General features: G+C 64.5%; 25 protein-coding genes and 1 pseudogene. 19 read left to right on the forward strand and 7 right to left on the reverse strand.

From position 1 onward, the window contains the following. The first annotated feature begins 22 nt into the window (after positions 1-22). From U5A67_RS00485 to U5A67_RS00555, 15 genes and pseudogenes are all read left to right on the forward strand, one after another. The gene (locus tag U5A67_RS00485) at positions 23-1,000 is read left to right on the forward strand and encodes an IclR family transcriptional regulator (protein WP_321815913.1); all 978 of its coding nucleotides are present in this window, start codon (positions 23-25) and stop codon (positions 998-1,000) included. Between the two features lie 23 nt (positions 1,001-1,023). Beyond that, complete coding sequence (locus U5A67_RS00490; RefSeq protein WP_321815914.1) at positions 1,024-2,052, forward strand: 2-dehydro-3-deoxygalactonokinase; 1,029 nt, start codon at positions 1,024-1,026, stop codon at positions 2,050-2,052. A 45-nt stretch (positions 2,053-2,097) separates the two neighbouring features. Then, positions 2,098-2,808 carry a 2-dehydro-3-deoxy-6-phosphogalactonate aldolase gene (locus tag U5A67_RS00495; RefSeq protein ID WP_205984010.1) on the forward strand — a complete coding sequence of 237 codons (711 nt, stop codon included), beginning with the start codon at positions 2,098-2,100 and terminating at the stop codon, positions 2,806-2,808. Beyond that, a complete protein-coding gene (locus U5A67_RS00500) occupies positions 2,805-3,581 on the forward strand; it encodes an SDR family oxidoreductase (protein WP_205984009.1) in 777 nt (258 codons plus the stop codon). Before U5A67_RS00495 ends, U5A67_RS00500 begins: the two co-directional genes overlap by 4 nt. 180 nt (positions 3,582-3,761) lie before the next feature. Beyond that, the gene (locus U5A67_RS00505) at positions 3,762-4,763 is read left to right on the forward strand and encodes an arabinose ABC transporter substrate-binding protein (protein ID WP_321815915.1); all 1,002 of its coding nucleotides are present in this window, start codon (positions 3,762-3,764) and stop codon (positions 4,761-4,763) included. Positions 4,764-4,866: 103 nt separating this feature from the next. After that, on the forward strand, positions 4,867-6,378 hold the full coding sequence (gene araG / locus U5A67_RS00510) for an L-arabinose ABC transporter ATP-binding protein AraG (protein ID WP_321815916.1): 1,512 nt from the start codon (positions 4,867-4,869) through the stop codon (positions 6,376-6,378). A 19-nt stretch (positions 6,379-6,397) separates the two neighbouring features. Next, on the forward strand, positions 6,398-7,432 hold the full coding sequence (gene araH / locus U5A67_RS00515) for an L-arabinose ABC transporter permease AraH (protein ID WP_205984006.1): 1,035 nt from the start codon (positions 6,398-6,400) through the stop codon (positions 7,430-7,432). A 31-nt stretch (positions 7,433-7,463) separates the two neighbouring features. Beyond that, positions 7,464-8,264, forward strand: coding sequence for an SDR family NAD(P)-dependent oxidoreductase (locus tag U5A67_RS00520; RefSeq protein ID WP_321815917.1), 801 nt, complete (start codon positions 7,464-7,466; stop codon positions 8,262-8,264). Continuing rightward, a complete protein-coding gene (locus U5A67_RS00525; RefSeq protein ID WP_321815918.1) occupies positions 8,261-9,169 on the forward strand; it encodes an SMP-30/gluconolactonase/LRE family protein in 909 nt (302 codons plus the stop codon). Before U5A67_RS00520 ends, U5A67_RS00525 begins: the two co-directional genes overlap by 4 nt. 331 nt (positions 9,170-9,500) lie before the next feature. Then, positions 9,501-10,691: an aldose 1-epimerase gene (locus tag U5A67_RS00530; RefSeq protein WP_321815919.1), complete on the forward strand. Its 1,191-nt coding sequence runs from the start codon at positions 9,501-9,503 to the stop codon at positions 10,689-10,691. A 163-nt stretch (positions 10,692-10,854) separates the two neighbouring features. Beyond that, positions 10,855-11,670, forward strand: a complete 816-nt coding sequence (gene pyrF, locus U5A67_RS00535) for an orotidine-5'-phosphate decarboxylase (RefSeq protein WP_205984002.1) — start codon at positions 10,855-10,857, stop codon at positions 11,668-11,670. 887 nt (positions 11,671-12,557) lie between these two features. Continuing rightward, positions 12,558-12,635 (forward strand): annotated as a pseudogene (locus U5A67_RS00540) (ESPR domain-containing protein); the annotation flags it as partial. Between the two features lie 31 nt (positions 12,636-12,666). Further along, positions 12,667-13,089 carry an OmpA family protein gene (locus tag U5A67_RS00545; protein ID WP_321815920.1) on the forward strand — a complete coding sequence of 141 codons (423 nt, stop codon included), beginning with the start codon at positions 12,667-12,669 and terminating at the stop codon, positions 13,087-13,089. A 301-nt stretch (positions 13,090-13,390) separates the two neighbouring features. Further along, complete coding sequence (locus tag U5A67_RS00550; RefSeq protein WP_321815998.1) at positions 13,391-14,170, forward strand: glycosyltransferase family 2 protein; 780 nt, start codon at positions 13,391-13,393, stop codon at positions 14,168-14,170. Positions 14,171-14,308: 138 nt separating this feature from the next. Next, positions 14,309-14,749, forward strand: coding sequence for a nuclear transport factor 2 family protein (locus U5A67_RS00555; protein ID WP_321815921.1), 441 nt, complete (start codon positions 14,309-14,311; stop codon positions 14,747-14,749). 15 nt (positions 14,750-14,764) lie between these two features. Here U5A67_RS00555 and U5A67_RS00560 read toward each other — a convergent pair whose 3' ends face one another. The 4 genes from U5A67_RS00560 to thiL are packed head-to-tail and all read right to left on the reverse strand — an operon-like array spanning position 14,765 to position 17,438. Further along, positions 14,765-15,304: a cupin domain-containing protein gene (locus tag U5A67_RS00560; RefSeq protein ID WP_321815922.1), complete on the reverse strand. Its 540-nt coding sequence runs from the start codon at positions 15,302-15,304 to the stop codon at positions 14,765-14,767. 39 nt (positions 15,305-15,343) lie between these two features. After that, positions 15,344-15,844, reverse strand: a complete 501-nt coding sequence (locus tag U5A67_RS00565) for a CinA family protein (protein WP_205981467.1) — start codon at positions 15,842-15,844, stop codon at positions 15,344-15,346. A 45-nt stretch (positions 15,845-15,889) separates the two neighbouring features. Continuing rightward, on the reverse strand, positions 15,890-16,459 hold the full coding sequence (locus U5A67_RS00570; protein ID WP_321815923.1) for a phosphatidylglycerophosphatase A: 570 nt from the start codon (positions 16,457-16,459) through the stop codon (positions 15,890-15,892). Next, positions 16,449-17,438: a thiamine-phosphate kinase gene (thiL, locus tag U5A67_RS00575; RefSeq protein ID WP_321815924.1), complete on the reverse strand. Its 990-nt coding sequence runs from the start codon at positions 17,436-17,438 to the stop codon at positions 16,449-16,451. Before thiL ends, U5A67_RS00570 begins: the two co-directional genes overlap by 11 nt. A 181-nt stretch (positions 17,439-17,619) precedes the next feature. Here thiL and U5A67_RS00580 point away from each other — a divergent pair, with 181 nt between their 5' ends. From U5A67_RS00580 to U5A67_RS00590, 3 genes are all read left to right on the forward strand, one after another. Next, positions 17,620-19,914 (forward strand): NADP-dependent malic enzyme, encoded by a 2,295-nt coding sequence (locus tag U5A67_RS00580; protein WP_321815925.1) that lies wholly within the window; start codon positions 17,620-17,622, stop codon positions 19,912-19,914. Between the two features lie 355 nt (positions 19,915-20,269). Continuing rightward, complete coding sequence (locus tag U5A67_RS00585; RefSeq protein ID WP_415767672.1) at positions 20,270-20,656, forward strand: ribonuclease; 387 nt, start codon at positions 20,270-20,272, stop codon at positions 20,654-20,656. A gap of 16 nt (positions 20,657-20,672) precedes the next feature. After that, positions 20,673-21,230, forward strand: a complete 558-nt coding sequence (locus tag U5A67_RS00590; RefSeq protein WP_321815926.1) for a barstar family protein — start codon at positions 20,673-20,675, stop codon at positions 21,228-21,230. A gap of 178 nt (positions 21,231-21,408) precedes the next feature. Here U5A67_RS00590 and U5A67_RS00595 read toward each other — a convergent pair whose 3' ends face one another. From U5A67_RS00595 to speE, 3 genes are all read right to left on the reverse strand, one after another. After that, complete coding sequence (locus U5A67_RS00595; RefSeq protein ID WP_321815927.1) at positions 21,409-22,149, reverse strand: 16S rRNA (uracil(1498)-N(3))-methyltransferase; 741 nt, start codon at positions 22,147-22,149, stop codon at positions 21,409-21,411. Between the two features lie 19 nt (positions 22,150-22,168). Further along, on the reverse strand, positions 22,169-22,582 hold the full coding sequence (locus U5A67_RS00600) for a VOC family protein (protein ID WP_205981460.1): 414 nt from the start codon (positions 22,580-22,582) through the stop codon (positions 22,169-22,171). Between the two features lie 107 nt (positions 22,583-22,689). Further along, positions 22,690-23,568 carry a polyamine aminopropyltransferase gene (gene speE, locus U5A67_RS00605; RefSeq protein WP_321815928.1) on the reverse strand — a complete coding sequence of 293 codons (879 nt, stop codon included), beginning with the start codon at positions 23,566-23,568 and terminating at the stop codon, positions 22,690-22,692. A gap of 432 nt (positions 23,569-24,000) precedes the next feature. Here speE and tkt point away from each other — a divergent pair, with 432 nt between their 5' ends. After that, complete coding sequence (gene tkt, locus U5A67_RS00610) at positions 24,001-26,043, forward strand: transketolase (RefSeq protein ID WP_321815929.1); 2,043 nt, start codon at positions 24,001-24,003, stop codon at positions 26,041-26,043. Positions 26,044-26,096 lie beyond the last annotated feature (53 nt).

Raw genomic sequence — 26,096 nt, forward strand, 5'->3', positions numbered from 1 at the left:
CGTCTTCCAGATCGACCTCGCCATGAACAAAGCGATGTCTCACCATCTCACCGAAAGCCTCAACGGCATCGACGCCAACGCCGCGCCGAAGGTTGCGACGAACGTCGCCTCGGCCGCACAAGTGCCTTCGCCCACGCAGCCACAAGCCAAAGCTCGCGCCGGTCACGACGAAATCGTCGGGTTGCCGGGCACGCTGCTCGACGGCTCGGCGCAAGCCGGCACGCAGACGCTGCTGCGCGGTCTCGCGATTCTCGAAGCCGCTGCGGCGGGCGTGCGCGATCTGCGCTCGTTCGGCGCCGTGCTCGGCACCACGCGCAGCACCACGCACCGGCTCGTCTCGAGTCTCGTGCAGGCGCGCTATCTGCGTCAGGTGCAGGGCGGCTATCTGCTCGGCCCGAAGCTGATCGAACTCGGCACCATCGCGCTCGAACAGATGCCGCTCACGGCGGTCGCGCGCACGCACCTCGAAGCGCTCGCCGATGCCACGCTCGACACGATTCACCTCGGCGTGCGCGACGGCGACGACGTGCTCTACATCGACAAGATTCCCGGCCAGCGCGGCTTGGAAATGCGCTCGCGCGTGGGGCACCGCATGCCGCTCGCGTCGACGGGCATCGGCAAGGCGATGATGCTCGACCTCGCGCCGCAGTCCTGGCGCGATCTGTTCGAAGCGTCGCGCCGCACGCTGGCGGCCGTGAGTTTCCGCCCCGATCACAGCCTCGATCCCGATACCTTCCTCAAGCGCATGGCCACCTATTCCGCGGGCGGCTACACCTTCGATCTTGAGGAAAACGAAGTGTCGATCCGCTGCGTGGCGGCGCCGGTGCGCGATGCGTCGGGCGCGATCGTCGCGGCGCTGTCGGTGGCGAGCACGATTCCCTATATGCCGCTCGAACGCATGGACGAACTGATTCCGGTGATCCAGCGCGAAGCGCGCGCGATTTCGCAGGAACTCGGCTGGCGCGCGCCGCAGCCCGCAACGCGCAGGATTCGCCGATGACCGGCCGCACGACTGAACACGCTATGGAACAGGGCAAAAACGCGGGACACGCTGCAGCGGCGCTGATCGCGCTCGACTGGGGCACGACTTCGCTGCGCGCGTATCTCTTCGATGCGGCGGGCAAGGTGCTCGATACGCGCGTTTCGACGGCGGGCATCATGAATCTGCCGGTGCCGGCCGAAGAGGGCGGTTTCGACGCCGCCTTCGACGAAGCGTGCGGCGTGTGGCTCGCCGCCAGTCCGTCGCTGCCTGTGCTGGCCGCCGGCATGGTCGGCAGCGCGCAGGGCTGGGTGCAGGCGCCGTACGTGGAAACGCCCGCTGGCGAAGACGCGCTCGTGGCCGGCATCGTCACGGTGCGTGCGGCCTGTGGCGCGCAGGTTGCCGTGGTGCCGGGCGTGCTCGAACCGGGCGCGCTGCCGAACGTGATGCGCGGCGAGGAAACGCAGATCTTCGGCGCGTTGAGCGGCGAATCTTCGCAAGACCAGCCACAAAGCGAGGCACAAAGCGAATCACAAGCCGAAGCACCGACGGCGCTGATCGGCCTGCCCGGCACGCACGCCAAATGGGCCGTGCTGGAAGGCGCGCGCATCGCGCGTTTCTACACCTTCATGACCGGCGAGGTCTACGCGGCGCTCAAGGCGCACACGATTCTCGGCCGCACGATGAAGCTTCCGGCCGCGCCCGACACGGCCGCGTTCCTGCGCGGCGTGACGGTGGCGCGCGAACACGGCAGCGCGGGGCTGCTCGCGACCGCATTCAGCACGCGCACGCTGGGTCTCACCGATCAACTGGCCGCCGACGAACAACCCGACTATCTCTCGGGTCTCGTGATCGGCCATGAACTCGCCGGGCTCGAAGCCGTGCTGGCGCGTCGCGACGTGGCGCTTGCGGCCTGCACGCCGCAACTGATTGGCGCCGATGCCTTGTGCGAGCGCTATCGGCTTGCGCTGGCGCAGTTCGGCTGCACCGGCGCGCGGATCGTCCACGCCGCCACCGAGCGCGGTCTCTGGCGCATCGCGGTGCGCGCGGGCCTCGTCCGTGCCGCTGCCTGAATTCGCATCGAACACGCAACGACGCAGCACACACAGGAAACGTCCATGCAACCCGAACTGAATCTGCCTGCTCCGTACACGCCTCACGCGGGCTTCGTGGCCGCGTTTGCGGCGTGCCGGATGATCGCGATCGTGCGCGGCATCAAGCCCGCCGAGGCCGCCGAACATGGCCGCGCGATCTACGAGGCCGGTTTTCGCATTATCGAAGTGCCGCTCAACTCGCCGTCGCCGCTGGAAAGCATCGCGGCGCTGCGCGCGACGCTGCCGCCCGACGCGATGATCGGCGCGGGCACTGTGCTCTCGACCGAGCGCGTGCGCGATGTGAAGGCCGCAGGCGGCGAACTGATCGTCATGCCGCACGCGGATACCGACGTGATCCTCGCCGCGAAGCTGCAAGGCATGGCCTGCGTGCCGGGCGTCGCGACGCCGACGGAAGCGTTCGCTGCGCTCAAGTGCGGCGCGGACGGCCTGAAGATGTTCCCCGCCGAGCAACTGGGCCCCGAAGTCACGAAGGCCTGGCGCGCGGTGGTGCCGGCGATCGTGCCGCTGTTGCCCGTGGGCGGCGTGAAGCCTGACAACATGGGCCCGCAACTGGCGGCGGGCGCGAGCGGCTTCGGTCTGGGATCGGCGCTCTACAAGCCGGGCCAGGACGTGGCCGCGACGCGCGCCAACGCGCTCGCCTTTATCGCGGGCTGGCACGAGACGGCGCGCGCGCAGGGTATCCACGCGGGCATGCCGGCGGGAGTCAAGGCGTGAACCGCCTGACGGGCAAGGTCGCGGTGGTTACCGGCGCGGGACGCGGCATCGGCGCAGCGATTGCGCGCGCGTTCGCCGCCGAGGGCGCCGCGGTCGTGCTCGCCGAACTCGATATCGAAACCGCGCAGGCAAGCGCGCGCGAGATCGCTGGGCAGACCGGCGCGAAAACGCTGGCCGTGCGCACGGACGTCACGCAATCCGCGTCGGTGCAGGCGGCGGTGAGCGAAGCGCAGCAGGCGTTCGGTCCGGTCGACGTGCTCGTCAACAACGCGGGCATCAACGTGTTCGCCGATCCGCTCACGATGACCGACGACGACTGGCGGCGCTGCTTCGCCGTCGATCTGGACGGCGTTTGGAACGGTTGCCGCGCCGTGCTGCCGGGCATGGTCGAGCGCCGCGCGGGCAGCATCATCAACATCGCTTCGACGCACGCGTTCCAGATCATTCCGGGCTGCTTTCCGTATCCGGTCGCGAAGCATGGCGTGATTGGCCTCACGCGCGCGCTCGGCATCGAATACGCGCCGAAGAACGTGCGCGTGAACGCCATCGCGCCTGGTTACATCGAGACGCAACTGACGCACGACTGGTGGAACGCGCAGCCGGACCCGCAAGCGGCGCGCCGCGCGACGCTCGAATTGCCGCCGATGAAGCGCATCGGCAAGCCCGAAGAAGTGGCGATGACGGCCGTGTTCCTCGCGTCCGACGAAGCGCCGTTCATTAACGCGAGTTGCATCACGATCGATGGCGGGCGCACGGCGCTGCATCACGAATAACGCAGTAAAACAGCAGTAAAAACGCAGTACCCAAAAGCAGCACCCAAAAAGCAGCACGAAGGCACAAAACGCAGCAAGACATTGCAGCACTTTCGCCGCAGCGCTGGCCGCGCGCGGGCGAAGGCAGAAAAAGGCGGCCGCCACCCTTCCCGTGACTGAAGAAGACAGGAGACTGACACCATGCAACGCAGGATTTTCCTCACGCTGATCGCCGCCGCGACGACTGCCGTGCTCGCCCATGCGCCCGTCGCACAAGCCGCCGATCCGGTGAAGATCGGCTTTCTCGTCAAGCAGCCCGAAGAACCGTGGTTCCAGGACGAATGGAAGTTCGCCGAAACCGCCGCGAAGGAAAAGGGCTTCACGCTGGTGAAGATCGGTGCGCCGTCGGGTGAAAAGGTGATGAGCGCGATCGACAACCTGGCCGCGCAAAAGGCGCAGGGTTTCATCATCTGCACGCCTGACGTCAAGCTCGGGCCGGGCATCGTCGCCAAGGCCAAGGCCGACGGCCTGAAGATGATGACGGTCGACGACCGCCTCGTCGACGGCGCGGGCAAGCCGATCGAGTCGGTGCCGCACATGGGCATTTCGGCCTACAACATCGGCAAGCAGGTGGGTGACGGCATCGCCGCCGAAATCAAGAAGCGCGGCTGGGACATGAAGGACGTCGGTGCCATCGACGTGACCTACGAGCAGCTGCCGACGGCGCATGACCGCACCAGCGGCGCAACCGACGCGCTGGTCGCCGCCGGTTTCCCGAAGGCGAACATCGTCATGGCGCCGCAGGCGAAGACCGACACGGAAAACGCCTTCAACGCCGCCAACATCGCGCTGACGAAGAACCCGCAGTTCAAGCACTGGGTTGCCTACGCGCTGAACGACGAAGGCGTGCTCGGCGCCGTGCGTGCAGCGGAAGGCCGCGGCTTCAAGGCCGACAACATGATCGGTATCGGCATTGGCGGTTCGGACTCGGCGTTGAACGAGTTCAAGAAGCCGCAGCCGACGGGCTTCTACGGCACCGTCATCATCAGCCCGAAGCGTCACGGCGAAGAAACCTCGGACCTGATGTACGCATGGATCACGCAAGGCAAGGAACCGCCGAAGCTCACGCTGACGACGGGCATGCTGGCCACGCGCGACAACGTGGAAAACGTGCGTCAGCAGATGGGTCTCGCGTCGAAGTAAGCGCTGGATAGAGGTTGTTAGGTGTTTCCCGCTGCGGGGCGCTTGCAAGACCGATGGTTTTTGCGCAGCGCGCCCGCGGCGCATCGAATGAGAGGAAACCGAAGTGTCAGCGACACTGCGTTTTGACAATATCGGCAAGGTGTTCCCCGGCGTGCGCGCGCTCGACGGCGTGTCGTTCGACGTGAACGCGGGCGAAGTGCATGGCCTCATGGGCGAAAACGGCGCGGGCAAATCGACGCTGCTGAAGATTCTCGGCGGCGAATATCAGCCCGATTCCGGCCGCATCCTGATGGACGGCAACGAGGTGAAGTTCGCCGATGCGGCGGCGTCGATCGGCTCCGGCATCGCCGTGATTCACCAGGAACTGCAATACGTGCCCGACCTCACGGTCGCGGAAAATCTGCTGCTGGGCGCGCTGCCCAATGCGCTCGGCTGGGTCCGGCGCAGCGAGGCGCGCAAGTTCGTGGGCGAACGTCTCACGGCGATGGGCGTGGATCTCGACCCCGCCGCGAAGCTGCGCAAGCTCTCCATCGCGCAGCGCCAGATGGTGGAAATCTGCAAGGCGCTGCTGCGCAATGCGCGCGTGATCGCGCTCGACGAGCCGACCAGTTCGCTCTCGCATCGCGAGACCGAAGTGCTGTTCAAGCTCGTGCGCGGACTGCAGGCCGACAATCGCGCGCTCATCTACATCTCGCACCGCATGGACGAGATCTACGAGCTGTGCAACGCCTGCACGATCTTCCGCGATGGCCGCAAGATCGCCTCGCACGAGAAGCTCGAAGAGGTGAAGCGCGAAACGCTCGTGCAGGAAATGGTGGGTCGCGAAATCAGCGATATCTACAACTACACGCCGCGCGAGCACGGCAACGTGCGCCTTGCGGTGAGCGGGATCGAAGGTCATCCGCTGTCGCAACCGGCGAGCTTCGCGGTGAAGGCGGGCGAGATCGTCGGCTTCTTCGGTCTCGTGGGCGCGGGCCGCAGCGAACTGATGCAGCTGATCTATGGCACGCACAAGCGTCGCGCGGGCGAGATCGAACTCGACGGCAAGCGCATTCGCGTGAAGAGCGCGAGCGATGCGATCCGTCACGGCATCGTGCTGTGCCCGGAAGATCGCAAGGAGCAGGGCATCGTTGCGATGGCAACGGTCTCGGAGAACATCAACATCAGTTGCCGCCGGCATTTCCTGCGCGCGGGCATGTTCCTCGACCGCAAGAAGGAGGCCGAAACCGCCGACCGCTTCATCAAGCTGCTGAAGATCAAGACGCCGAGCCGCCGCCAGAAGATCCGCTTTTTGTCGGGCGGCAACCAGCAGAAGGCGATTCTGTCGCGCTGGCTGGCGGAACCCGATCTCAAGGTCGTGATTCTCGACGAACCCACGCGTGGGATCGACGTGGGCGCGAAGCATGAAATCTACAACGTGATCTACCAGCTGGCGGCACGCGGCTGCGCGATCGTGATGGTGTCATCGGAATTGCCGGAAGTGCTCGGTGTCTCGGACCGCATCGTGGTGATGCGCGAGGGCCGTATTTCGGGCGAGTTGCCGCGCAGCGCGGCGAGCGAACATGCGGTGCTGGACCTCGCGCTGCCGCAAGGCGCGCAGCGTCGCGCCGCTTGACGGGGAAGGAGTGATGGAAATGCAACGAGACAACCTTGCGGCCGAAGCCGCCGACGCAGCGAAGAGCGTGGCGCACAGCGCCGCCGAAGCGCTGATCCCTAAAACCAGCGACAAACAGAAGTGGTGGCAGCAGATCACCGAGTACAGCCTGATCGTGATTTTCGCGGTCATGTTCATCACGATGTCGCTGACCGTCGATCACTTCTTCTCGATCGAAAACATGCTGGGCCTTGCACTGTCGATCTCGCAGATCGGCATGGTGGCCTGCACGATGATGTTCTGTCTGGCCTCGCGCGACTTCGACCTTTCGGTGGGCTCGACCGTCGCATTCGCGGGTGTGCTCTGCGCGATGGTGCTCAACGCTACCGGCAATACCTTTATCGCGATTATCGCGGCGGTGGCGGCGGGCGCGGCGATCGGCTTCGTGAACGGCGCGGTGATCGCGTATCTGCGCATCAACGCGCTGATCACCACGCTGGCGACGATGGAAATCGTGCGCGGTCTGGGCTTCATCGTCTCGCACGGCCAGGCGGTGGGCGTGTCGTCGGATACCTTCATTGCGATGGGCACGATGGCTTTCTTCGGCGTGCAATTGCCGATCTGGGTCACGCTGTTCTGCTTCATCGTGTTCGGCGTGATGCTCAATCAGACCGTGTATGGGCGTAACACGCTGGCGATCGGCGGCAATCCCGAGGCGTCGCGTCTCGCGGGTATCAAGGTCGAGCGCACGCGCGTGTGGATCTTCCTGATTCAGGGCGCGGTGACGGCGCTGGCCGGTGTGATTCTGGCGGCGCGTATCACCTCGGGCCAGCCGAATGCGGCCGAAGGTTTCGAGCTGAACGTGATTTCGGCGTGCGTGCTGGGCGGCGTGTCGCTGCTGGGCGGGCGCGCGACGATCTCGGGCGTGGTGATCGGCGTGCTGATCATGGGCACGGTCGAGAACGTGATGAATCTGCTCAACATCGACGCGTTCTATCAGTACCTCGTGCGCGGTGCGATCCTGCTCGCGGCGGTGCTGCTCGACCAGTTGAAGAATCGCGGCGCGCGGGATTAAACGCACGACTCAACCCACCAGGAAGCTTGATATGTCTTCACCGGCCAACGCCAGCACGCATCACGCGCACGACCGCTTCGCGCGCTATCCCAGCCTTGCGGATCGCGTCGTTCTCATCACGGGCGGCGCGACCGGGATCGGCGCGTCGTTCGTCGAGCACTTCGTCGTGCAGGGCGCACGCGTGGCGTTCTTCGATATCGATGCCACGGCGGGCGAAGCGCTGGCCGATGAACTCGGTGATTCACGTCACAAGCCGCTGTTCGCACGCGTCGATCTCACCGATATCGCCGCCTTGCGCGCCGCCATCGCCGATGTGAAAGCCGCGCTCGGCCCCATCGAAGTGCTCGTGAACAACGCCGCGAACGACAAGCGCCACACGCTCGCGGATGTCACGCCCGAGTCGTTCGATGCGGGCATCGCCGTGAACGTGCGGCATCAGCTGTTCGCGGCGCAGGCGGTGGCCGAAGACATGAAGGCGGCAAAACGCGGCTCGATCATCAATCTCGGCTCGATTAGCTGGATGCTCAAGAACAGCGACTATCCGGTCTATGTGATGAGCAAATCGGCGGTGCAGGGGCTCACGCGTGGCCTCGCGAAAGATCTCGGCCAGTACGGGGTTCGTGTGAATTCGCTGGTGCCGGGCTGGGTGCTGACCGAGAAGCAGCGCCGCCTGTGGCTCACCGACGAAGGCCGCGAAAACATCAAGCGCGGCCAGTGCATCGACGCCGAACTGCTGCCCGAAGATCTCGCGCGCATGGCGCTGTTCCTCGCCGCCGACGACAGCCGCATGATCACCTCGCAGGACATCGTCGTGGATGGAGGCTGGGCATGAGCGCAGGACAGCACGCAACGCAGGACGAAGTCGCCGAACTCCTCGTTCACGCGAAAAACACGCTGGGCGAAGGCGCGACGTGGTGCTCGCGCAGCGCGCGGCTCTACTGGAACGATATCGAAGGCGCGAGCCTCGCGCGCTACGACACGGCCGACCAGTCGCATCGCACCTGGCCGATGCCCGAGCGCCTCGCGTGCTTGGCGCTCTGCGAAGACCCGGACGTGCTCTTGATCGGCCTGGCTTCGCGGCTGGCGTTCTTCGATCTGCGCACGGGCGAGATCACGCCCATCGTCGATGTCGAGCCGGATCTGCCGGTGCGCCTGAACGACGGACGTTGCGACCGCCAGGGCCGCTTCGTGTTCGGCACGAAATACGAGCGCAAGCCGTTCGAGCATATCGGCGGTTTTTATCGGCTCAATCACGATCTCACGCTGGAAAAACTGCCGCTGCCGGTGGCGGCGATTGCCAACAGCATCGGCTTCAGCCCCGACGGCCGCACCATGTATTACGCCGATTCCTTCACGCGCGAGATTCGCGCCTGCGATTACGGCGCGGATGGAACGATTGCAAACGATCGTCTGTTCGTGCGCGTGCCGGATCACGAAGGCGAGCCGGACGGCTCGACCGTCGACAGCGACGGCGGCCTCTGGAACGCGCAATGGGCGGGCGGATGCGTCGTGCGTTACGGGCCGGATGGCGTGGAAACCGACCGCATTCGCGTGCCCACGGTGCAGCCCACGTGCGTGACGCTGGGCGGGCCGCATCATTCGACGCTCTATGTGACGAGCGCGCGCGACGGTCTCAGCAACGAAGCGCTCGAGCGCGAACCGCACGCGGGCGGCGTGTTCGTGGCGCAGACGCGCCGCACGGGACTGCCCGAGCCGCGTTTCCAGGGCAAACGCTGAGTTATCCGAACCAGCGTTCGACGCTGCGGAACTCGAGAGCACGCGAGCCTGCCATTGCAGCAAGGCGCATCGCCTTCGTTGTAGCCAGGCAACACAAGCACACGGTAATCGCGCACCAATCTGGCGTGAAAGCGCTGCCATCTCTAAGGTGCTAGCAGTGTTGTTGCAGTACGTGTAGCAGCAGGGCTTAGACAAGAAGCGGCCGTCACCCGATGCAGGCAGGCGCAGCGCACGAAAGGCGCTGCCGGGACATCGTGGCGAAGTGACCGGCAGGCCGCCCATGCGCCGCTATCGAAGGCGGCGATCCATCATGCCTCTCGAGGAGCCGCTCATGAGCGTCGCGAATTCCGCTTTGCGTCCTACCGCCCGATCCCGCAAATCTGCCAGCGCGCCGCTTGCCGGCGACGCTGCCGCCGCTGCGCTGCCCGCCGCAGGATCGCCTGCCGCGGGATCGCCCGCAGCCGCCCGCCGCGCGCGGCTGGAAGCCGCCACGCACCCCGTCATGCCGGGGCCGAGCACATCGGCGGTCGCGATCGGCGCGGCCGGCGCCGGCGACGTGGCCTGCGTCACGCTCACGAATGCCTACCTGCGCCTCGACGTCGCGCCGCAACTGGGCGGCGGCATCACCCGTTTCGACTGGCGCAGCGAAGGCGCGCTCGAACCCGTATTCCGCCGGTGCGAGCAGGTCAGCGCCCGCATGGACCCGAACGATCTCGCCTGTTATCCGCTGCTGCCGTATTCGAACCGCATCGGCGATGGTCGTTTTCAGTTTGGCGGGCGCGACGTGGAAATTCCGCGCAATCGCGCCAGCGAACCCTTGCCGATCCACGGCGACGGCTGGCTCGCCAACTGGAGCGTCGAGAGCGCCGCGCGCGAAAGCGTGCGCCTCGTGCTCGACCGCAGCCAGGGCGAACCGTATGCGTATCGCGCCGTGCTCACCTATACGCTCGAAGGCGCGACGCTCGGCATGGCGCTGGAAGTGGAAAACGTCGGCCGCGAGGCGCTGCCGTTCGGGCTGGGCGTGCATCCGTTCCTCGCGCGCGATACGAGCACCGAGCTTTCCGCGCCCGCAAGCGGCCTGTGGCTCTCGGGCGCCGACTGGCTGCCGGTGCGCCACGTGCCCGCGCCGCCCGCCTGGCAGTTCGGCGTGGCGTATCCGCTGCCCGAACAGATGGTCAATCACGCCTTCAGCGGCTGGAGCGGGCGCGCGGCCGTGGTGTGGGAGCGCCGCCGCCTGTCGCTGTCGATCTGCGCGAACACCGACTATTACGTGCTCTACACGCCGCCGGGCAAGGACTTCTTCTGCTTCGAACCGGTCGATCATCCGATCAATGCGGTGAACCTGCGCGGCGGCGGCGACGCCAACGGCATGACGGTGCTCGCGCACGGCGAGCGCCTCGTGCGCAAGTTCAGCTTCACGGTCGAGCGCATGGACATGCGCGCGGCGGCCAGTCCGCATCGCGCGGGCGCACGCGGGCGCGCCGGGGCGAGAGGCGGCAAGAGCGCGCGTGCCCGCGCCTGACGCCATTTCGCATTCATCGGACGAAAAACCTTCGGCGCCACGCGCGGCGACCGTTCTGGCAGCCGCGCGTGGCCGTTTCTGGCGAACGCCGCGAAGCGCCCGCGCTCAGGCCGGGTAAAATACGCGCCGTTTCCCCTACACCCGCTCGCCCGAGCGCTTCATCATGACTTCCTTCAATCAGACCCTCGCCGCCGCCTGGCAGCGTACCGGCTCGCTGCTGTGCGTCGGTCTCGACCCCGAGCCGACCAAGTTCCCCGCCGCGCTGGCTGGCCGCAGCGACGCGATCTTCGAGTTCTGCCGCGATATCGTCGATGCCACCGCGCCTTACGCGTGCTCGTTCAAGCCGCAGATCGCCTACTTCGCCGCCCATCGCGCCGAAGACCAGCTCGAAGCGCTGATCGCCCACGTCCACGACAAGCATCCGGGCCTGCCGGTGATCCTCGACGCCAAGCGCGGCGACATCGGCAGCACGGCCGAGCAGTACGCGCGCGAAGCCTTCGAGCGCTTCAAGGCCGACGCCGTGACGGTCAATCCGTATATGGGGTTCGATTCGATCGAGCCGTGGCTCGCGCATGAAGGCAAGGGCGTGATCGTGCTGTGCCGCACGTCGAACCCCGGCGGTTCGGATCTGCAGTTCCTGACGACCGACGGCAAGCCACTCTATCAGGTCGTGGCCGATCTCGCGGCGAACAAGTGGAACGCCAGCGGCGAACTCGGCCTCGTGGTGGGCGCGACCTTCCCGAAGGAAATCGAGACGGTGCGCGGTATCGTCGGCGATATGCCGCTGCTGATTCCGGGCATCGGCGCGCAAGGCGGCGACGTGGAAGCGACGGTCAAGGCCGGCCGCACCGCCAACGGCACCGGCATGCTGATCAACTCGTCGCGCGCGATCATCTACGCGAGCAAGGGCGAGGACTACGCGCAGGCGGCTGCAACGGCTGCCCAGAAGACGCGCGATACGATCAACGCCTACCGTTGATTCGCGGTTTCAACCTTGCTGCCGACGCACGGGAGCCGCGTGTCGGCGCGGGGCGCTAAAAGCGCATAGCCAGCGGATTGCTGGCCGAGACGGCTGGGGTCTGTCACTCACGTGAACGGGCACCAGCCGTCTTTTTTTTGACTTCTTGTATGGCAAATCCTGGCAAATCCCGCTCACGTTTCGGCGTATTGATCAGGATTGCAAACATATTTTCGCGATGTTCTTCACCTGAAGCGGCTCAAGCCCCGCCCGGCTTACTCCTGTCGCCCTACGACGTTGTCATCAGTCGGAATCGGTTTTATCTCCCTCCTGTGTATCTGAAATTTCGATATAGGAATACTCCTATAAAAACTCCTTATATACAGGATTGATATTGAGATTTGGATCATGTCGATCTGTGATGTTTAAGAGAATGTCAGTGATATTCAACGATTGTCCTAAATATCCCTTAAAACTTGCATCAAAAACCAAGAATTTAGTTTGATCACGGTGCACGACAATAAGAATTCTCCGATTCTCCCACGCATTTCCCTTCCTTAAGATCGCTCCCAAAGTTGATAGGACCGTCTGTTGTTTGCCCAGGGCGAAAGCGGATTCGAAGCTTGCTCCAACCGCTTGCTGCGTTGTGCCATCCGGCTGTTCTTCACTTTGTTCTCACGGCGGGCGTCAGCACGCGGTTCTCGCGCTAATCGAACTCGTTCGATTTAACGATTGTGTCGCGGCGCAGATACTCGTTCCCAACGGCTGGTGAGTCATCTCTTTAATGCCAGCGAAAAGCGGATGCAAGTCAATACGTCGAGCATCCGGTCAACCTGGTGCGGTTCGGACTGCGAATAGCAGGTTTTTGAAGTCCACCTTTTATCTTTAAAGTTAGTTAAGGATTGCAAATGAATAAGGCATATCGTTCCGTCTGGAATGAAGCTACGGGAACGTGGGTAGCTGCGCAGGAGAACGCCAGAGGTAAGGGCAAGAGCAAGAGCGTCAAGGCGGTGGCGGTTGCAGCAGTTGCGCTGGGCGCGGCTTCGCAGGCTCACGCGTATTCGGCTGGCACCGGGGCGACGGTGGGTATCCGCCGATGCGCTGTTCGATTTCGACAGCGCCGTGCTCAAGCCGGAAGGCCAGCGCATGGTGGGTGCACTGGCCCAGCAGATCCGCGATTCCGGTGTGAAGCTGAAGGTGCTGCGCATCGACGGCTACACGGACCGCTTCGGCTCGGTCGCACACAACAGCAAGCTGTCGCTGCAACGTGCGCAAGCGGTCGAGAAGGCGTTCCAGGAAGAGGGCATTGCGCCGGAACGTTTCGAAACCTACGGTCGCGGTGCGGTCGAGGCGGTGAAGGTCTGTCCGGGTGCGAAGGCCACGCCTGCCGTGGTGGCGTGTCTGGCGCCTAACCGGCGCGTCAAGATCTCTGCGCAATAAGCAGAGAAGCAGTAGAGAAAAACGGGCCAGCCTGTAGGGAGCGCGGGCCCGGATGCGATCTCCTGGCGTTGTTCAATGCCAACGGAGATCGCATGAAGTAGTAGGGCGTTTGATGGCGTGTCTTCGGACACGCCTTTTTTTTTAACGATGTTTGCGTCGATAGCGCTCACGGTCATCGACACATTCGAACTATGACGAATGAAGCGGACGTTTCTTCTCCTCATAATTGGCCGGGTGCTAGTCATCGTCCAATGAAGGGTCCGCCATGCGTTCACTGACATCAGCCGTTTCATCGGCCGCCGTGCTGCCGATGTCCGTCGTCATCCCTTGTTTCAATGCCGAGCACACGCTCGCGCGCGCCCTCGACAGTTGCGTCAGGCAGCCCGAGGCCGCGCAGATCATCGTGGTGGATGACGGTTCGTGCGACGGTTCAGCCGAACTCGTGCGCCGTTATGCACACCAGTCCCCGCAGATCGAACTGTTGCCCATGCCGCTGAATGGCGGCGCCGCTCGCGCGCGGAATTGGGGTGCCATGCACGCGGCGCATCCCGTGCTGGCGTTCCTCGATGCCGACGATGAATATTTGCCTGGAGCGCTTGGCGCGGCGGCCGCTTATCTTGTCGAACATCCGCGCCAGAAATCGATCCGGCTCGACATGGACTTCGATGGTTTTCCCGCCGAGATCGTTTCTCATCCGCAATTCCCGGAGCTGGCAGCAGCGCTGAGCAACACGGTGCCGAGCTGTCTTGTGATTCGCCGCGCCGTGTTCGCGGCGCTCGGTGGCTTTCCGCTCGATGACCTGTTCCGGCGCGTCGGCGGCGAGGACGGTGCGCTGGCGCTTGCCCTGTTGCGCCTGTTTGGCAATCCGCGACTAAGCGATTGCAAGCGCGTGCGCATGCACTATCACCGGTCGATTCACGCCGAACGATTTTTTCGCATATCGATGGGGATGCAGTCGGTGACCGACGAGGCCATTGCGGCGCCCCGCGATGCGTCGCTGCGCTTCCTCGAGCGCGCCCGCGCGGCGATGCGCGAACTGCGCGAGTCCAATTGGGACATGGAGGCGAGCGGCAGCCATTGAAATCGCCGATCGAACTTCTTCGAAATTCAGGATGCCGATGTAATTTGCGATACGTGGGCCAGTATGATTCGTGACTCTTGCGGTGCGGGCCGCAGCAGGTTTGCCCGCAACGGTACTTTGAATGTTTAAGGTAGAAAAATGAAACACCGGTTTTCAAAACTCATCGCTGCTTGCCTGTTCTGCGGCGCGGCGCTGGTATCGACCGCTCACGCGGATGTGGCGTCGGATCGGGCTCAGGTTGAACGCATCGAGCAAACCTGGCTGGCTTCGGGCATGTCGAACGACCCGCGTATCGTCGATGCAATCCTGCATCCCGATTTCCTGCTGGTGACGGACACGGGCAGCATCCAGGAAAAGAGCGACGTGGTCATGGGCCACAAGCCTGGGCAGAGCATGCAGCAACGATTCACGTCGATGGCGATCCGCATTTATGGCGATATGGCGATCGTCAATGGCGTGTGCGAGTATCAGCTCTCGCCCAAAGCGCCGCTTCGCCACTCGACCTTCACCGATGTATTCGTCCGTGGCGGCCCGATGGGCTGGCAAGCCGTTTCGTCGCAAGGCACGCCGCAGCGCTAGGCGGGCGCGCAGGCTTTAGTCTTTTTTTGCGGCAAGCGTCGCGCGTTTGCCGAGCAGTTCGATCAGCGCGCGATGCAGCGGAAATTGCTCGATGAGCGCGTCCACATCGGCGATCTCGAACTCGCTGAACTCGAAGCCGGGCGCGACGGTGCAGCCCACCAGCGCGTAAGTCGACGGATCGCAGCAGCGCGCCGCGAACCAGTGTCCCGCCGGCACCACCGCCTGAAACACCGTCCCCGGATGATCGAGCGCGTGGCCGAGCTTGCGCGTGGAGAGCACGCCGCGTTCGTCGATCGAATGAATCTCGATGGGCGAGCCCGCGTAGAAGTGCCAGAGTTCGTCGGAGCGGATGCGGTGCCACGCCGAATACGCGCCGTGCGCGAGCAGGAAGTAGATGGCCGTCGAGGCCGCGCGCGTGCCGTCGCCGGGCGTCGCGCCTTCGCGTTGCACGAAGGTGTCGGCGCGATAAGTTTCGCTGTAGTAGCCGCCTTCGGGGTGCGGTTCGAGCCCGAAGCGGCGGATCAGTTCTTCGACCTCGTTGTGTGCCACGGCCATGACGCGCGTCTCCTCAATGAGCCCGGCCTGGCCGGGCGCTCAACGTTCCTGTTCGTCGATCAGCGCAAGCAGCCCGCGCAGTGCGTGCGCGGCAGCCTGCACGCGGATCTGTTCGCGGTCGCCCTTGAAGACCAGCGTCTCGACGCTCGTATGCAGCCGGTTGCTCCAGCCGAACGACACCATGCCGACCGGTTTTTCCGGCGTGCCGCCACCCGGACCGGCGATGCCGGTGATGGCGAGCGAAACTTGTGCCCGGCTGTTGCGCAGCGCGCCTTCGGCCATCGCGCGCGCGACCGGCTCGCTCACCGCGCCGTGTTTCTCGATCAGTTCGGCGGGCACGCCGATCATCTCGGTCTTGGCCTGATTCGAATAGGTGACGAAACCGCGCTCGAACCAGCCGCTGCTGCCCGAGATATCGGTGACGGCGGTGGCGACCATGCCGCCCGTGCAGGATTCGGCGGTCGCGAGCATGAGACGCCCGTCGCGCAGCTTGTTGCCGACGCGGATAGCGAGTTGATGAACGACGGAATCGGTAGGCATTGCGGGCAATCCGGTGGGTAGCGCGGTGAAGTCGCGCAGATGGCGTTAAACCGACATGCGCCAGAGCGCGATGACGAGCAGCGTAAAGAAAGCGGCGACCATATCGTCGAGCATGATGCCGAGGCCGCTCTTGAAGCGCCGGTCGAAGTAGCGGATGGGCGGCGGCTTCACCATGTCGAAGAAGCGGAAGACGATGAAGGCCCACAATCTGCCTTCGATGCCCACGGGCGTGATCATCAGCAGCACGAGCCAGAACGCGACGATCTCGTCCCAGACGATGGCGGACGGGTCGCTCACGCCCATCTTCTTCGCCGTGAACCCCGTGATGCCGATGCCCGCAAAAAAGCCCACGATGATCAGCAGACCCCAGTCGGTCACCGTGATGTAGCGGTTGAGCACTTCGAACGCGGCCCACGCGAACAGCGTGCCGGCCGTGCCGGGCGCAAGCCGCGAGAGCCCCGCGCCGAAGCCGAGCGAAATGATGTGAAACGGATGCGAAAGCATGAAGGACGCATCGGCGCGACGCGGGCCGTCCTGGCGCGGGCCGTTGCTCTGGGCCGGTGCGCCGGTCGTCGCGAGTTCGTTGGCGGGCGAGGGCGTGGGGTCAGTCTGCATGGAAGTGGTCGAAACCCTGCAACGTCAGGTTGAGTGCCGTGCCCGCTGCATCGCGCCAGGCGATCGTGGGTGCGGCGCGCGGCGAAGTCGGGGCACTCATTGTACCGATGCGTGTGACACGAATACTGGCCTGTTGCGCGGCCGCCTCGACGGCTGCGCGCTGCGCGGGCGCCGCCGTGAAACAGAGTTCGTAATCGTCGCCGCCCGCGAGCGCGCACTGCAACTGGGTGTCGCGCGGCAGACGCGCGAGCGCGGGCGAGACCGGCAGGCTGTCCACGTCGATGGTCGCGGCAAGCTTCGAGCGCTCCAGGATGTGGCGCAGATCGCCGGCCACGCCGTCCGAAATGTCGAGCGCCGCGCTCGCCACGCCGCGCAGCGCAAGGCCCAGCTCGACACGCGGCTGCGGGTATTCGAGCGCGCGGCGGAACACGGCGGCATCGGCGTCGCTGACCCGCCATTCGTTGCGCAGCACGCCCAGACCCGCGCGTGCGTCACCGGGCGTGCCGGAGACCCAGATGTCGTCGCCCGGCTGGGCGGTATCGCGCCGAAGCGCGACGTCCTGCCGGACCGAACCGAACACGGTGACGCACAGATTGAGCGGCCCGGCCGTGGTGTCGCCGCCGATCAGCTCGCAGTCGAAGCGGTCGGCCAGTTCGAACAGGCCTGCGCTGAAGGCGGCCAGCCAGTCTTCCTGCGGCCTGGGCAGCGCGAACGCCAGCGTGAAGCCAATCGGCCGCGCGCCCATCGCGGCCAGATCCGACAGGTTCACGGCCAGTGTTTTATGACCCAGCGCGTGCGGATCGACATCGGGGAAAAAGTGACGGCCTTCGACCAGCATGTCGGTCGAGACGGCCAGCATCTCGCCGGCGGCGGGCGCGATCAGCGCGCAGTCGTCGCCGATGCCGAGCGCCGCGCGCCGCGTGTTGGTGCGCGCGCGTTGCGCGAAGTATCGATCGATCAGGGAAAACTCGGAAAGCATGACGAAAGGTGACGATGGCAATGCGGTGGCGATGAATTCGTGTGCGGTGTTCCCCGCAATCCGGTCGCGGCAGTTGCACCCGAACTGAAAGGAATGCCTGTGAGTATTGGCGCTACAATTGGTTCGGTCCGCGTTCGAGTTGTCATTCTAATCCGCACTCACCTCCCATCTCCCGCCTCCCATGTCGAATTCCGCTACGAACAAGCTGCGCGAAGCCGCCCTCGATTACCACGAGTTCCCGACGCCCGGGAAGATCGCCATCGCGCCGACCAAGCAGATGATCAACCAGCGCGATCTGTCGCTGGCCTACTCGCCGGGCGTGGCGTTCGCGTGCGAGGCCATCGTCGAGAACCCGCTCAACGCCGCGCGCTTCACGGCGCGTAGCAACCTGGTGGGCGTCGTGACCAACGGCACGGCCGTGCTGGGTCTGGGCAATATCGGGCCGCTGGCCTCGAAGCCGGTGATGGAAGGCAAGGCGGTGCTGTTCAAGAAGTTCGCCGGTATCGACGTGTTCGATATCGAGTTGAACGAGTCGGACCCGCACAAGCTGGTCGACGTGATCGCCGCGCTCGAACCCACCTTCGGCGGCATCAATCTGGAAGACATCAAGGCGCCCGAGTGCTTTATCGTCGAACGCGAAGCGCGAAAGCGCATGAAGATTCCGGTCTTCCACGACGACCAGCACGGTACGGCCATCGTGGTGGCTGCGGCCTTCACCAACGGTTTGAAGGTGGTCGGCAAGGACATCAAGGAAGTGAAGCTGGTCGCGTCGGGCGCGGGCGCGGCGGCGCTGGCCTGTCTGGATCTGCTGGTGGATCTGGGCCTGCCGCTCGAAAACATCTACGTGACCGACCTCGCCGGCGTGGTCTATAAGGGCCGCACCGAGCTGATGGACCCGGACAAGGAGCGTTTCGCCCGCGAAACCGAGGCGCGCACGCTCGCCGAAGTGATCGAAGGCGCCGATATTTTCCTCGGTCTTTCTGCCGGCGGTGTGCTCAAGCAGGACATGGTCAAGGTGATGGCGCCGAAGCCGCTGATTCTGGCGCTCGCGAATCCGACACCGGAAATCCTGCCGGAACTCGCGCTGGAAGTGCGCCCGGACGCCGTGCTCGCCACTGGCCGCACGGACTATCCGAATCAGGTCAACAACGTTCTGTGCTTCCCGTTCATCTTCCGCGGCGCGCTCGACGCGGGTGCGACCACCATCACGCGCGAAATGGAAATCGCCGCGGTGAACGCGATCGCGGAACTGGCGCGTCAGGAGCAAAGCGATGTCGTGGCCACGGCCTACGGCATTCAGGATCTGCAGTTCGGGCCCGAGTATCTGATTCCGAAGCCCTTCGACCCTCGCCTGATCGTCAAGATTGCGCCGGCAGTGGCCAAGGCGGCAATGGACTCGGGCGTCGCGACTCGTCCGATCGAGGACATGGACGCCTACGAGCAGCATCTGCAGCAGTTCGTCTACCACAGCGGCACCACCATGAAGCCGATCTTCCAGCTCGCGCGCGCCGTGGAGCCGGAGAAGAAGCGCATCGTGTTCGCGGAGGGCGAAGAAGAGCGCATCCTGCGCGCGGTGCAGATCGTGGTCGACGAAAAGCTCGCCAAGCCTATTCTTATCGGCCGTCCGGCAGTGATCGAGCAGCGCATCGCGCGCTACGGCCTGCGTCTGATCGCGGGTCAGGACTACTCGGTCGTCAACACCGACCATGACGAGCGCTATCGCGACTTTTGGCAGACCTATGCCAAGTTGATGGCGCGCAAGGGCATCACGCCGCAGATGGCCAAGCTCGAAATGCGCCGCCGCACCACGCTGATCGGCGCGATGCTGGTGGAAAAGGGCCTCGCTGACGGCATGATCTGCGGCACGGTCAGCACGACGCATCGCCATCTGCACTTTATCGATCAGGTGATCGGCAAGAAGGAAGGCTGCAATGTGTACGGCGCGATGAACGCGCTAGTGCTGCCGAATCGCCAGATTTTCGTGGTCGATACCCACGTGAACGTCGATCCGACGCCCGAGCAGCTCGCCGAAATCACCATCATGGCGGCCGAAGAAGTGCGCCGCTTCGGCATCGAGCCGAAGGTTGCGCTGTGCTCGCACTCGAACTTCGGTTCGAGCAACGCGCCTTCGGCGCAGAAGATGCGCGATCTGCTGGTGATCCTGCAGGAACGCGCGCCGGACCTGCACGTGGACGGCGAAATGCACGGCGACGTCGCGCTCGACGCCAATCTGCGCCGCGAAATCCTGCCGGAATCGACGCTCGAAGGCGAAGCGAACCTGCTGGTGATGCCGAATATCGATGCCGCCAACATCTCGTACAACCTGCTGAAGACGGCGGCGGGCAATAACATCGCCATCGGGCCAATGCTGCTGGGCGCGGCCAAGCCGGTGCATGTGCTGACCGCTTCGGCAACGGTGCGCCGCATTGTCAACATGACGGCGCTGCTGGTCGCCGATGTGAACGCCACGCGTTAAGTACCTCGTTTCACCCAGACCGGCGGCCATCGCGCTGCCGCCGGTTTTCTCCCGCTTCTCTCCTGCTTTTGTCCTTTTCGTCGGTTGTAAAAATTACCCGATTGCGACTCGCGCATGCTCAAGCACACAGCGCCGCCGCCGGGCTGTGATTGCTTCCGGGGGCTATTAGCGATACCCTTACACCTTTATTGGTCGTCGAACGCGTGATCCGGGAACCGGGAATCCGTAGATGGTACAGATAGGACTGCCTGACGAAACGACTGGGGAGACAGCCGCGCAGACAGGGCACCAAACCTGCGGCGCGCTACTCGGAAGTCCTTGTTCCAGCGATCTTTTTGGCCGTCGGGCGAAATGCCTGAGGCGTGTCGCGTCGGGTTTTTTTCTTGTGGCGGCGTTAGCGGTTTCGCCGTTTTCCATGGCGCGCACGCAGGCGCCGGACGATGGCGGCGCATCGCTGGGTACAGTTAGCAGGGCGGAAATGCCGCGCGAAGCGGTTGATACGCTGGGCCTGATCAGTGTGGGCGGTCCTTACCCGTTCGAGAAAGATGGCGTGGTGTTCGGCAACTATGAACGTCAGTTGCCCAGACATCGGCGCGGCTACTATCACGAATACACTGTGCCGACGCCCGCGGCGCGCAATCGGGGCGCACGGCGCATTGTCTGCGGCGGTTCGCTCAGGCATACCGACAATTGCTATTACACCGACGACCACTACGCCAGTTTCAGGCGAATTGTTGAATGACACCGGGAAGAGCGGCATGAGCGATAACACTTACGCGCACGGCCCTCGGGTCGCGAGCGATCTGTTCGCGTCCGGCGAGGGCAACCTGTTCCAGCGCGTTATGCAGATGAAGCATGACGACCAGCAGCGCGACGCTGCGCACGGGGACGACGCGCATTCATCGAACGAGGAGGCCATGAGCCTTTTTTCGACCGTCAGGCCGAATATCGTCCAGTCGATCCGCGCGTTCCGCGTGCAGGATCTGGCCGACGAAGCGCAGCGTCTGCAGGAGCATTTCCTCTACGCGTTCTGCGCCAATGCCCAGACCAAGCAGGAAGTGCTGGAAACGATCGCCACATCATTTCTGTTTCCGAAGCATTTCGGCAAGAACTACGACGGTTTGTATGACTGCCTGACCGATCTCGTGCAGAAGGCCGGCGAACAGCCCGGTTTCGTGATCGTGCTCGAAGGCCTGCCGATCGCGCAGAAGTTCGACAAGGATGGCCGCGAGACGCTGCTCGACGTGTTCCGCGAAGCAACGGAATACTGGGCCGAGCGCAAGGTGCCGTTCCGCGTCTTTTATTCGTTCGCCTGAACGGTTGCGGCAAGCGCCTGAATCGCGCCGTAGTCGGCAAAGGTCGGAAAAATCCGTATAGCGTCGCATTCGTGCGACAAAAATGCACAGGCCCGCCGGTCGCGACGACCGGCGGGCCTTGTCATTTTTACCTGCGAGGCTCGCTGCGCGGTGTGTGCGCAGCAGCCCGACCAGCGACTTACCAGCCGCCCCAGCGCGCGGCCAGGGCCGCGAGCACGGCGATGCCCGCGGTTTCTGTACGCAGCACGCGCGGCCCGAGACCCACTGCGATAAAGCCGTGATCGAGCGCGGCCGCTTCTTCCGGCGACGAAAGACCGCCTTCCGGGCCGACCAGGACGATGATTTCGCCAAGCGGCGGGTTGTTCGGCAACGTAGCGAACGACACATTCGCGCGCGGCGAGAGCAGCACGCGCAATTCGCCGTCGCCTGGCGTCTTGGGCAGCGAGCCCAGCCAGGTGCCGATTTCGCGCGTAGCCGCGACTTCGGGCATACGGTTGCGTCCGCACTGTTCGCACGACGCCTGCACGATGCGCTGCCAGTGCGCCTGGCGACGGATCGCACGATCGCCCGACAGACGCACGACGCTGCGCGACGTGGTGAGCGGCACGAAATTGGTCGCGCCAAGCTCGACAGCCTTTTCGATCAGCCAGTCCATCTTGTCGCTGCCGGCGATACCTTGCGCGAGCGTGAGACGGTACGGCGGTTCGGTTTCGATGTCGCGGAACGGGCCGACGCGCACCTGCGTATCGCGGCGTTCCATCGAAATGATTTCGGCGCTGAATTCACCGCCCACGCCGTTGAACAGCACGACCGTGTCGCCGGGCTGCAGGCGCAGCACCTGAACGTGTCGCGAGACTTCGTCGGGGAGGGTGATGACGTCGCCGGACTGTAGGGAGTTGCCGACGAAAAAGCGGGGCATAAGACAGGTTCTCATTGCTTCATGACAGATGGCGAGCAAGCGCCCAGCGGTAACCGTCGAGGTCTTCGACCTGAGCGAAACGGTCACCCCAGAACTGGTCCTGCGGCTCGCTCAACGATTTTGCGCCGGCGTCAAGCGCCCGCGCATATACCGAGTCGACATTGTCGACGTAAAGATAAAAGGACTGGGGGGCAATCGCGTCCGAGCTCTTCGGCGTGCGGGCCGTCGAACCGAATGCGCCCTCCGGCGCGAACATTACGATCAGTTGATCGTGATAGGTCATCTCCACATGCATCACCGCGCCGTCGTCCTCCACGCAATCACGCACCGCAAAGCCAAAGGCTGCCTCGAAGAAGGCGATCGCGGCGCGCGCATCGCGCACCGTGAGATAGGGCGTCAGCCACGGCACGCCAGCGGGGCGGGGTGGGGTCATCAGGGTCTCCAGATTCGGTTGCGGGCAAGATGGCTTTTAGCGAGCTCTGAAGCGTCGGGTTCTCAAACAAATGTAACGAACCCGACGATTTTGCAATGTTGCGCTTCCTAAAGCTGTAGGAATTGACCTAATTTATCGCGGAACATTCGCGGCGCAGCGAGGAGTGTCGCATGCAGCCGCGCGTCGTAAAAGCGCAGGCCCTCCAGCTGGCGCTCGCCCATGCGGACCGTCAACATGAGTTCGGATTGCGCGGCGGGGTCGAGCTGGTCGCTAGCTACCGCCATCAGCCAGGGCGAACCGTAAAGCGGCACCCATGCCGCCATCGGCCGGATGATCGCAAATGTCGTGCGCAGGCCGTCGAGCAGGGTGCCGATGCGCACCGTGTGGTGTTCGGGCGAGCCCAGATGCAGCGAGATCAGCGCGTCCTCGCTCATGATGTCTTTGAGCGCGCGGTAGAACTGCGGCGTGTAAAGGCCGGCGGCGGGCGAATCGGGCGGCGTGAGATCGAACACGACCAGATCGAAGGGAGACGCATTGTTGTCCTGCGCCGCCCGGGCAACGAAATCCGCGGCATCGCCGATCACCAGTTCCACGCGCGGATCGTCGAACGCGCCGCCGCGCACTTCGGGCAGATAGTCGCCGGTCAGGCGCACCACGTCGGGGTCCAGTTCGGCGACCACGATGCGTTCCATGCCGGGATGGCGCAGCAACTGGCGCGCTGCGCCGCCATCGCCGCCACCCAGCACGAGCGCCGCGCGCGGCGCAGGATGCGACAGCGCGGCCACATGCGTCATGCACTCGTGATAGACGAATTCGTCGCCGGCCGAGGTCATCGGGCGGCCGTCCAGCGTGAACAGGCAGCCGAGCTGCGGCGTGTTCCAGACTTCGATGCGCTGCCACGCCGAATCGACAGCGGCCAGCAGGCGTGCGCCAGGAAAGCCGTAGAGGGCGTCGGCGCAAGGCTGAAAGAGAAGCGGGGCGGTCACGGTAGTTCGATGGGTTGAGGGAGCGGAAGCGGCCGGCGCGGCCGCGTCATGGCGTTCGCGTTCCAATGCCTTGATGCGAAATGGAGGCAGATCGGCGCGAAAAACGGGGCAATAGCGGCATTATACGGACGGCTTTCCGTGCGCCGCCGCCGCCGGCCCGTCAGCAGCCCGCCACGCGCCTTTTCCTGCGCGGGACCTGCCTCAAGCCAGGGGCAAGCCGCACATTCTGTTAGAATGTCGCCCTTTGCAGCCCTGTCCGTTTGCTCTGGCCGTTTCGCGTCTTCCTTGGCGCCGCATCGCGCGCCGGAGCACGTGTTTGCCGAGCTTCCGGAACCGTTCGCTGCTGTGCGCGCGCCGTCTTGATCTGCGTTTCTGGTCAGACCAATGCCGCCCGCCCACGCCGCTTTTTGCACTCGTTCCTCCGGACTCGACATGACGACTTCGTCTTCCGCCTCCCCCGCAACCACCACGTTGATGGCCAACGCGATCCGCGCGCTGTCCATGGACGCCGTTCAGCAAGCCAATTCCGGCCACCCCGGCATGCCCATGGGCATGGCTGAAATCGCTGTTGCGCTGTGGGCGCGCCATCTGCGCCATAACCCGACGAACCCGCACTGGAGCGACCGCGATCGCTTCGTGCTGTCGAACGGCCACGGCTCGATGCTGCTGTACTCACTGCTGCACCTGACCGGCTACGACCTGCCGATCGGCGAGCTGAAGAACTTCCGCCAGATGCACTCGAAGACGCCGGGTCACCCGGAATTCGGCATCACGCCGGGCGTCGAGACCACCACGGGCCCGCTCGGCCAGGGTCTGGCGAACGCGGTCGGCATGGCGCTGGCTGAAGCGCTGCTCGCCGCCGAATTCAACAAGGCCGACGCACAGATCGTCGATCACCACACCTACGTGTTCGTCGGCGACGGCTGCCTGATGGAAGGCATCTCGCACGAAGCCTGCTCGCTGGCCGGCACGCTCAAGCTGAACAAGCTGATCGCGCTATACGACGACAACGGCATCTCGATCGACGGCGACGTCGTGAACTGGTTCCACGACGACACCCCGAAGCGTTTCGAAGCCTACGGCTGGAACGTGATCCCGGGCGTGAACGGCCATGACGTCGACGCTATCGACGCAGCCATCGCCAAGGCCAAGGCCTCGGACAAGCCCACGCTGATCTGCTGCAAGACGCAGATCGGTCACGGTGCGCCGACCAAGGCAGGCGGTCACGACGTGCACGGCGCGCCGTTGGGCGCGGAAGAAATCGCCAAGTGGCGCGAAGCAGCGGGCTGGAAGTGGGAGCCCTTCGTCGTGCCGCAGGAAGTCTACGCAGACTGGGATTCGAAGGCCCCGGGCGCAAAGCTCGAAGGCGAATGGAACGAAGCATTCGCAGCCTACAAGTCGAAATACCCGGCCGAAGCCGAGCAGTTCGAGCGCCGCATGGCAGGCAAGCTGCCCGCCGACTGGGCGCAGAAGGCCGCTGAAATCATCGCTGGCGCTGATTCGCGCAAGGAAACCGTTGCGACTCGCAAGGCATCGCAACTGGCCATCGAAGGTCTGGCGGCAGCGCTGCCGGAACTGCTGGGCGGCTCGGCCGACCTGACCGGCTCGAACCTGACCAACTGGAAGGCTTCGAAGCCCGTCCGTGCGGCCAAGGCCGGCGAGGCAGGCATCGAGTGGGGCAACCACATCAACTACGGCGTGCGCGAGTTCGGCATGAGCGCGGCGCTCAACGGCATTGTGCTGCACGGCGGCTACAAGGCCTTCGGCGGCACCTTCCTGACGTTCTCGGACTACAGCCGCAACGCCCTGCGCGTGGCCGCGCTGATGAAGTGCCCGTCGATCTTCGTGTTCACGCACGACTCGATCGGTCTGGGCGAAGACGGTCCGACCCACCAGTCGATCGAACAGGTGCCGAGCCTGCGCCTGATCCCGAACATGACGCTCTGGCGTCCTGCCGACACGGTTGAAACGGCCGTGGCCTGGACCGAGTCGATCGCGCATCAAGGCCCGTCGTCGCTGATCTTCAGCCGTCAGAACCTCGCGTTCAACGAGCGTACTGACGCGCAGATTGCCAACATCGCCAAGGGCGGCTACGTTCTGAAGGACTGGAACGACGACATCCCGAGCCGCAAGATCATCCTGATCGCAACGGGTTCGGAAGTCGAACTGGCGATGAAGGCCGTCGAAGCGCTGCAGCGCGAAGGCATCGGCGCCCGGGTGGTGTCCATGCCGTCGACCAACGTGTACGACCGTCAGGACGCGGAATACAAGGAACGCGTGCTGCCCAAGGGCGTGCGCCGCGTGGCGATCGAAGCTGCGCAAGGCGACTTCTGGCGCAAGTACGTAGGCCTGGAAGGCGGCGTGGTCAGCATCGACACGTTCGGCGAATCGGCCCCGGCTGGCGTGCTGTTCAAGCACTTCGGCTTCACGGTCGAAAACGTCGTGGCGACGGCCAAGGCCGCGCTGGACAACTAAGCATCCCTTCAAACGGGCTCGCCTTTTGGCGGGCCCGTTTGCTGTGTGCTCCC

The sequence above is a fragment of the Paraburkholderia sp. J69-1 genome (genome assembly GCF_905220255.1).
Classification (GTDB): domain Bacteria; phylum Pseudomonadota; class Gammaproteobacteria; order Burkholderiales; family Burkholderiaceae; genus Paraburkholderia.

Coding starts and splice junctions, on each gene's coding strand:
- U5A67_RS00525 (WP_321815918.1), top strand. CDS start 8,261: ATGAGCGCAGGACAGCACGCAACGCAGGACGAAGTCGCCGAACTCCTC.
- U5A67_RS00570 (WP_321815923.1), bottom strand. CDS start 16,459: ATGCAGACTGACCCCACGCCCTCGCCCGCCAACGAACTCGCGACGACC.
- U5A67_RS00495 (WP_205984010.1), top strand. CDS start 2,098: ATGCAACCCGAACTGAATCTGCCTGCTCCGTACACGCCTCACGCGGGC.
- pyrF (WP_205984002.1), top strand. CDS start 10,855: ATGACTTCCTTCAATCAGACCCTCGCCGCCGCCTGGCAGCGTACCGGC.
- araH (WP_205984006.1), top strand. CDS start 6,398: ATGCAACGAGACAACCTTGCGGCCGAAGCCGCCGACGCAGCGAAGAGC.
- U5A67_RS00580 (WP_321815925.1), top strand. CDS start 17,620: ATGTCGAATTCCGCTACGAACAAGCTGCGCGAAGCCGCCCTCGATTAC.
- U5A67_RS00565 (WP_205981467.1), bottom strand. CDS start 15,844: ATGCCTACCGATTCCGTCGTTCATCAACTCGCTATCCGCGTCGGCAAC.
- U5A67_RS00520 (WP_321815917.1), top strand. CDS start 7,464: ATGTCTTCACCGGCCAACGCCAGCACGCATCACGCGCACGACCGCTTC.
- U5A67_RS00595 (WP_321815927.1), bottom strand. CDS start 22,149: ATGCCCCGCTTTTTCGTCGGCAACTCCCTACAGTCCGGCGACGTCATC.
- U5A67_RS00560 (WP_321815922.1), bottom strand. CDS start 15,304: ATGGCCGTGGCACACAACGAGGTCGAAGAACTGATCCGCCGCTTCGGG.
- U5A67_RS00505 (WP_321815915.1), top strand. CDS start 3,762: ATGCAACGCAGGATTTTCCTCACGCTGATCGCCGCCGCGACGACTGCC.
- U5A67_RS00600 (WP_205981460.1), bottom strand. CDS start 22,582: ATGACCCCACCCCGCCCCGCTGGCGTGCCGTGGCTGACGCCCTATCTC.
- U5A67_RS00490 (WP_321815914.1), top strand. CDS start 1,024: ATGGAACAGGGCAAAAACGCGGGACACGCTGCAGCGGCGCTGATCGCG.
- U5A67_RS00555 (WP_321815921.1), top strand. CDS start 14,309: ATGAAACACCGGTTTTCAAAACTCATCGCTGCTTGCCTGTTCTGCGGC.
- tkt (WP_321815929.1), top strand. CDS start 24,001: ATGACGACTTCGTCTTCCGCCTCCCCCGCAACCACCACGTTGATGGCC.
- U5A67_RS00485 (WP_321815913.1), top strand. CDS start 23: ATGAACAAAGCGATGTCTCACCATCTCACCGAAAGCCTCAACGGCATC.
- U5A67_RS00530 (WP_321815919.1), top strand. CDS start 9,501: ATGAGCGTCGCGAATTCCGCTTTGCGTCCTACCGCCCGATCCCGCAAA.
- U5A67_RS00590 (WP_321815926.1), top strand. CDS start 20,673: ATGAGCGATAACACTTACGCGCACGGCCCTCGGGTCGCGAGCGATCTG.
- thiL (WP_321815924.1), bottom strand. CDS start 17,438: ATGCTTTCCGAGTTTTCCCTGATCGATCGATACTTCGCGCAACGCGCG.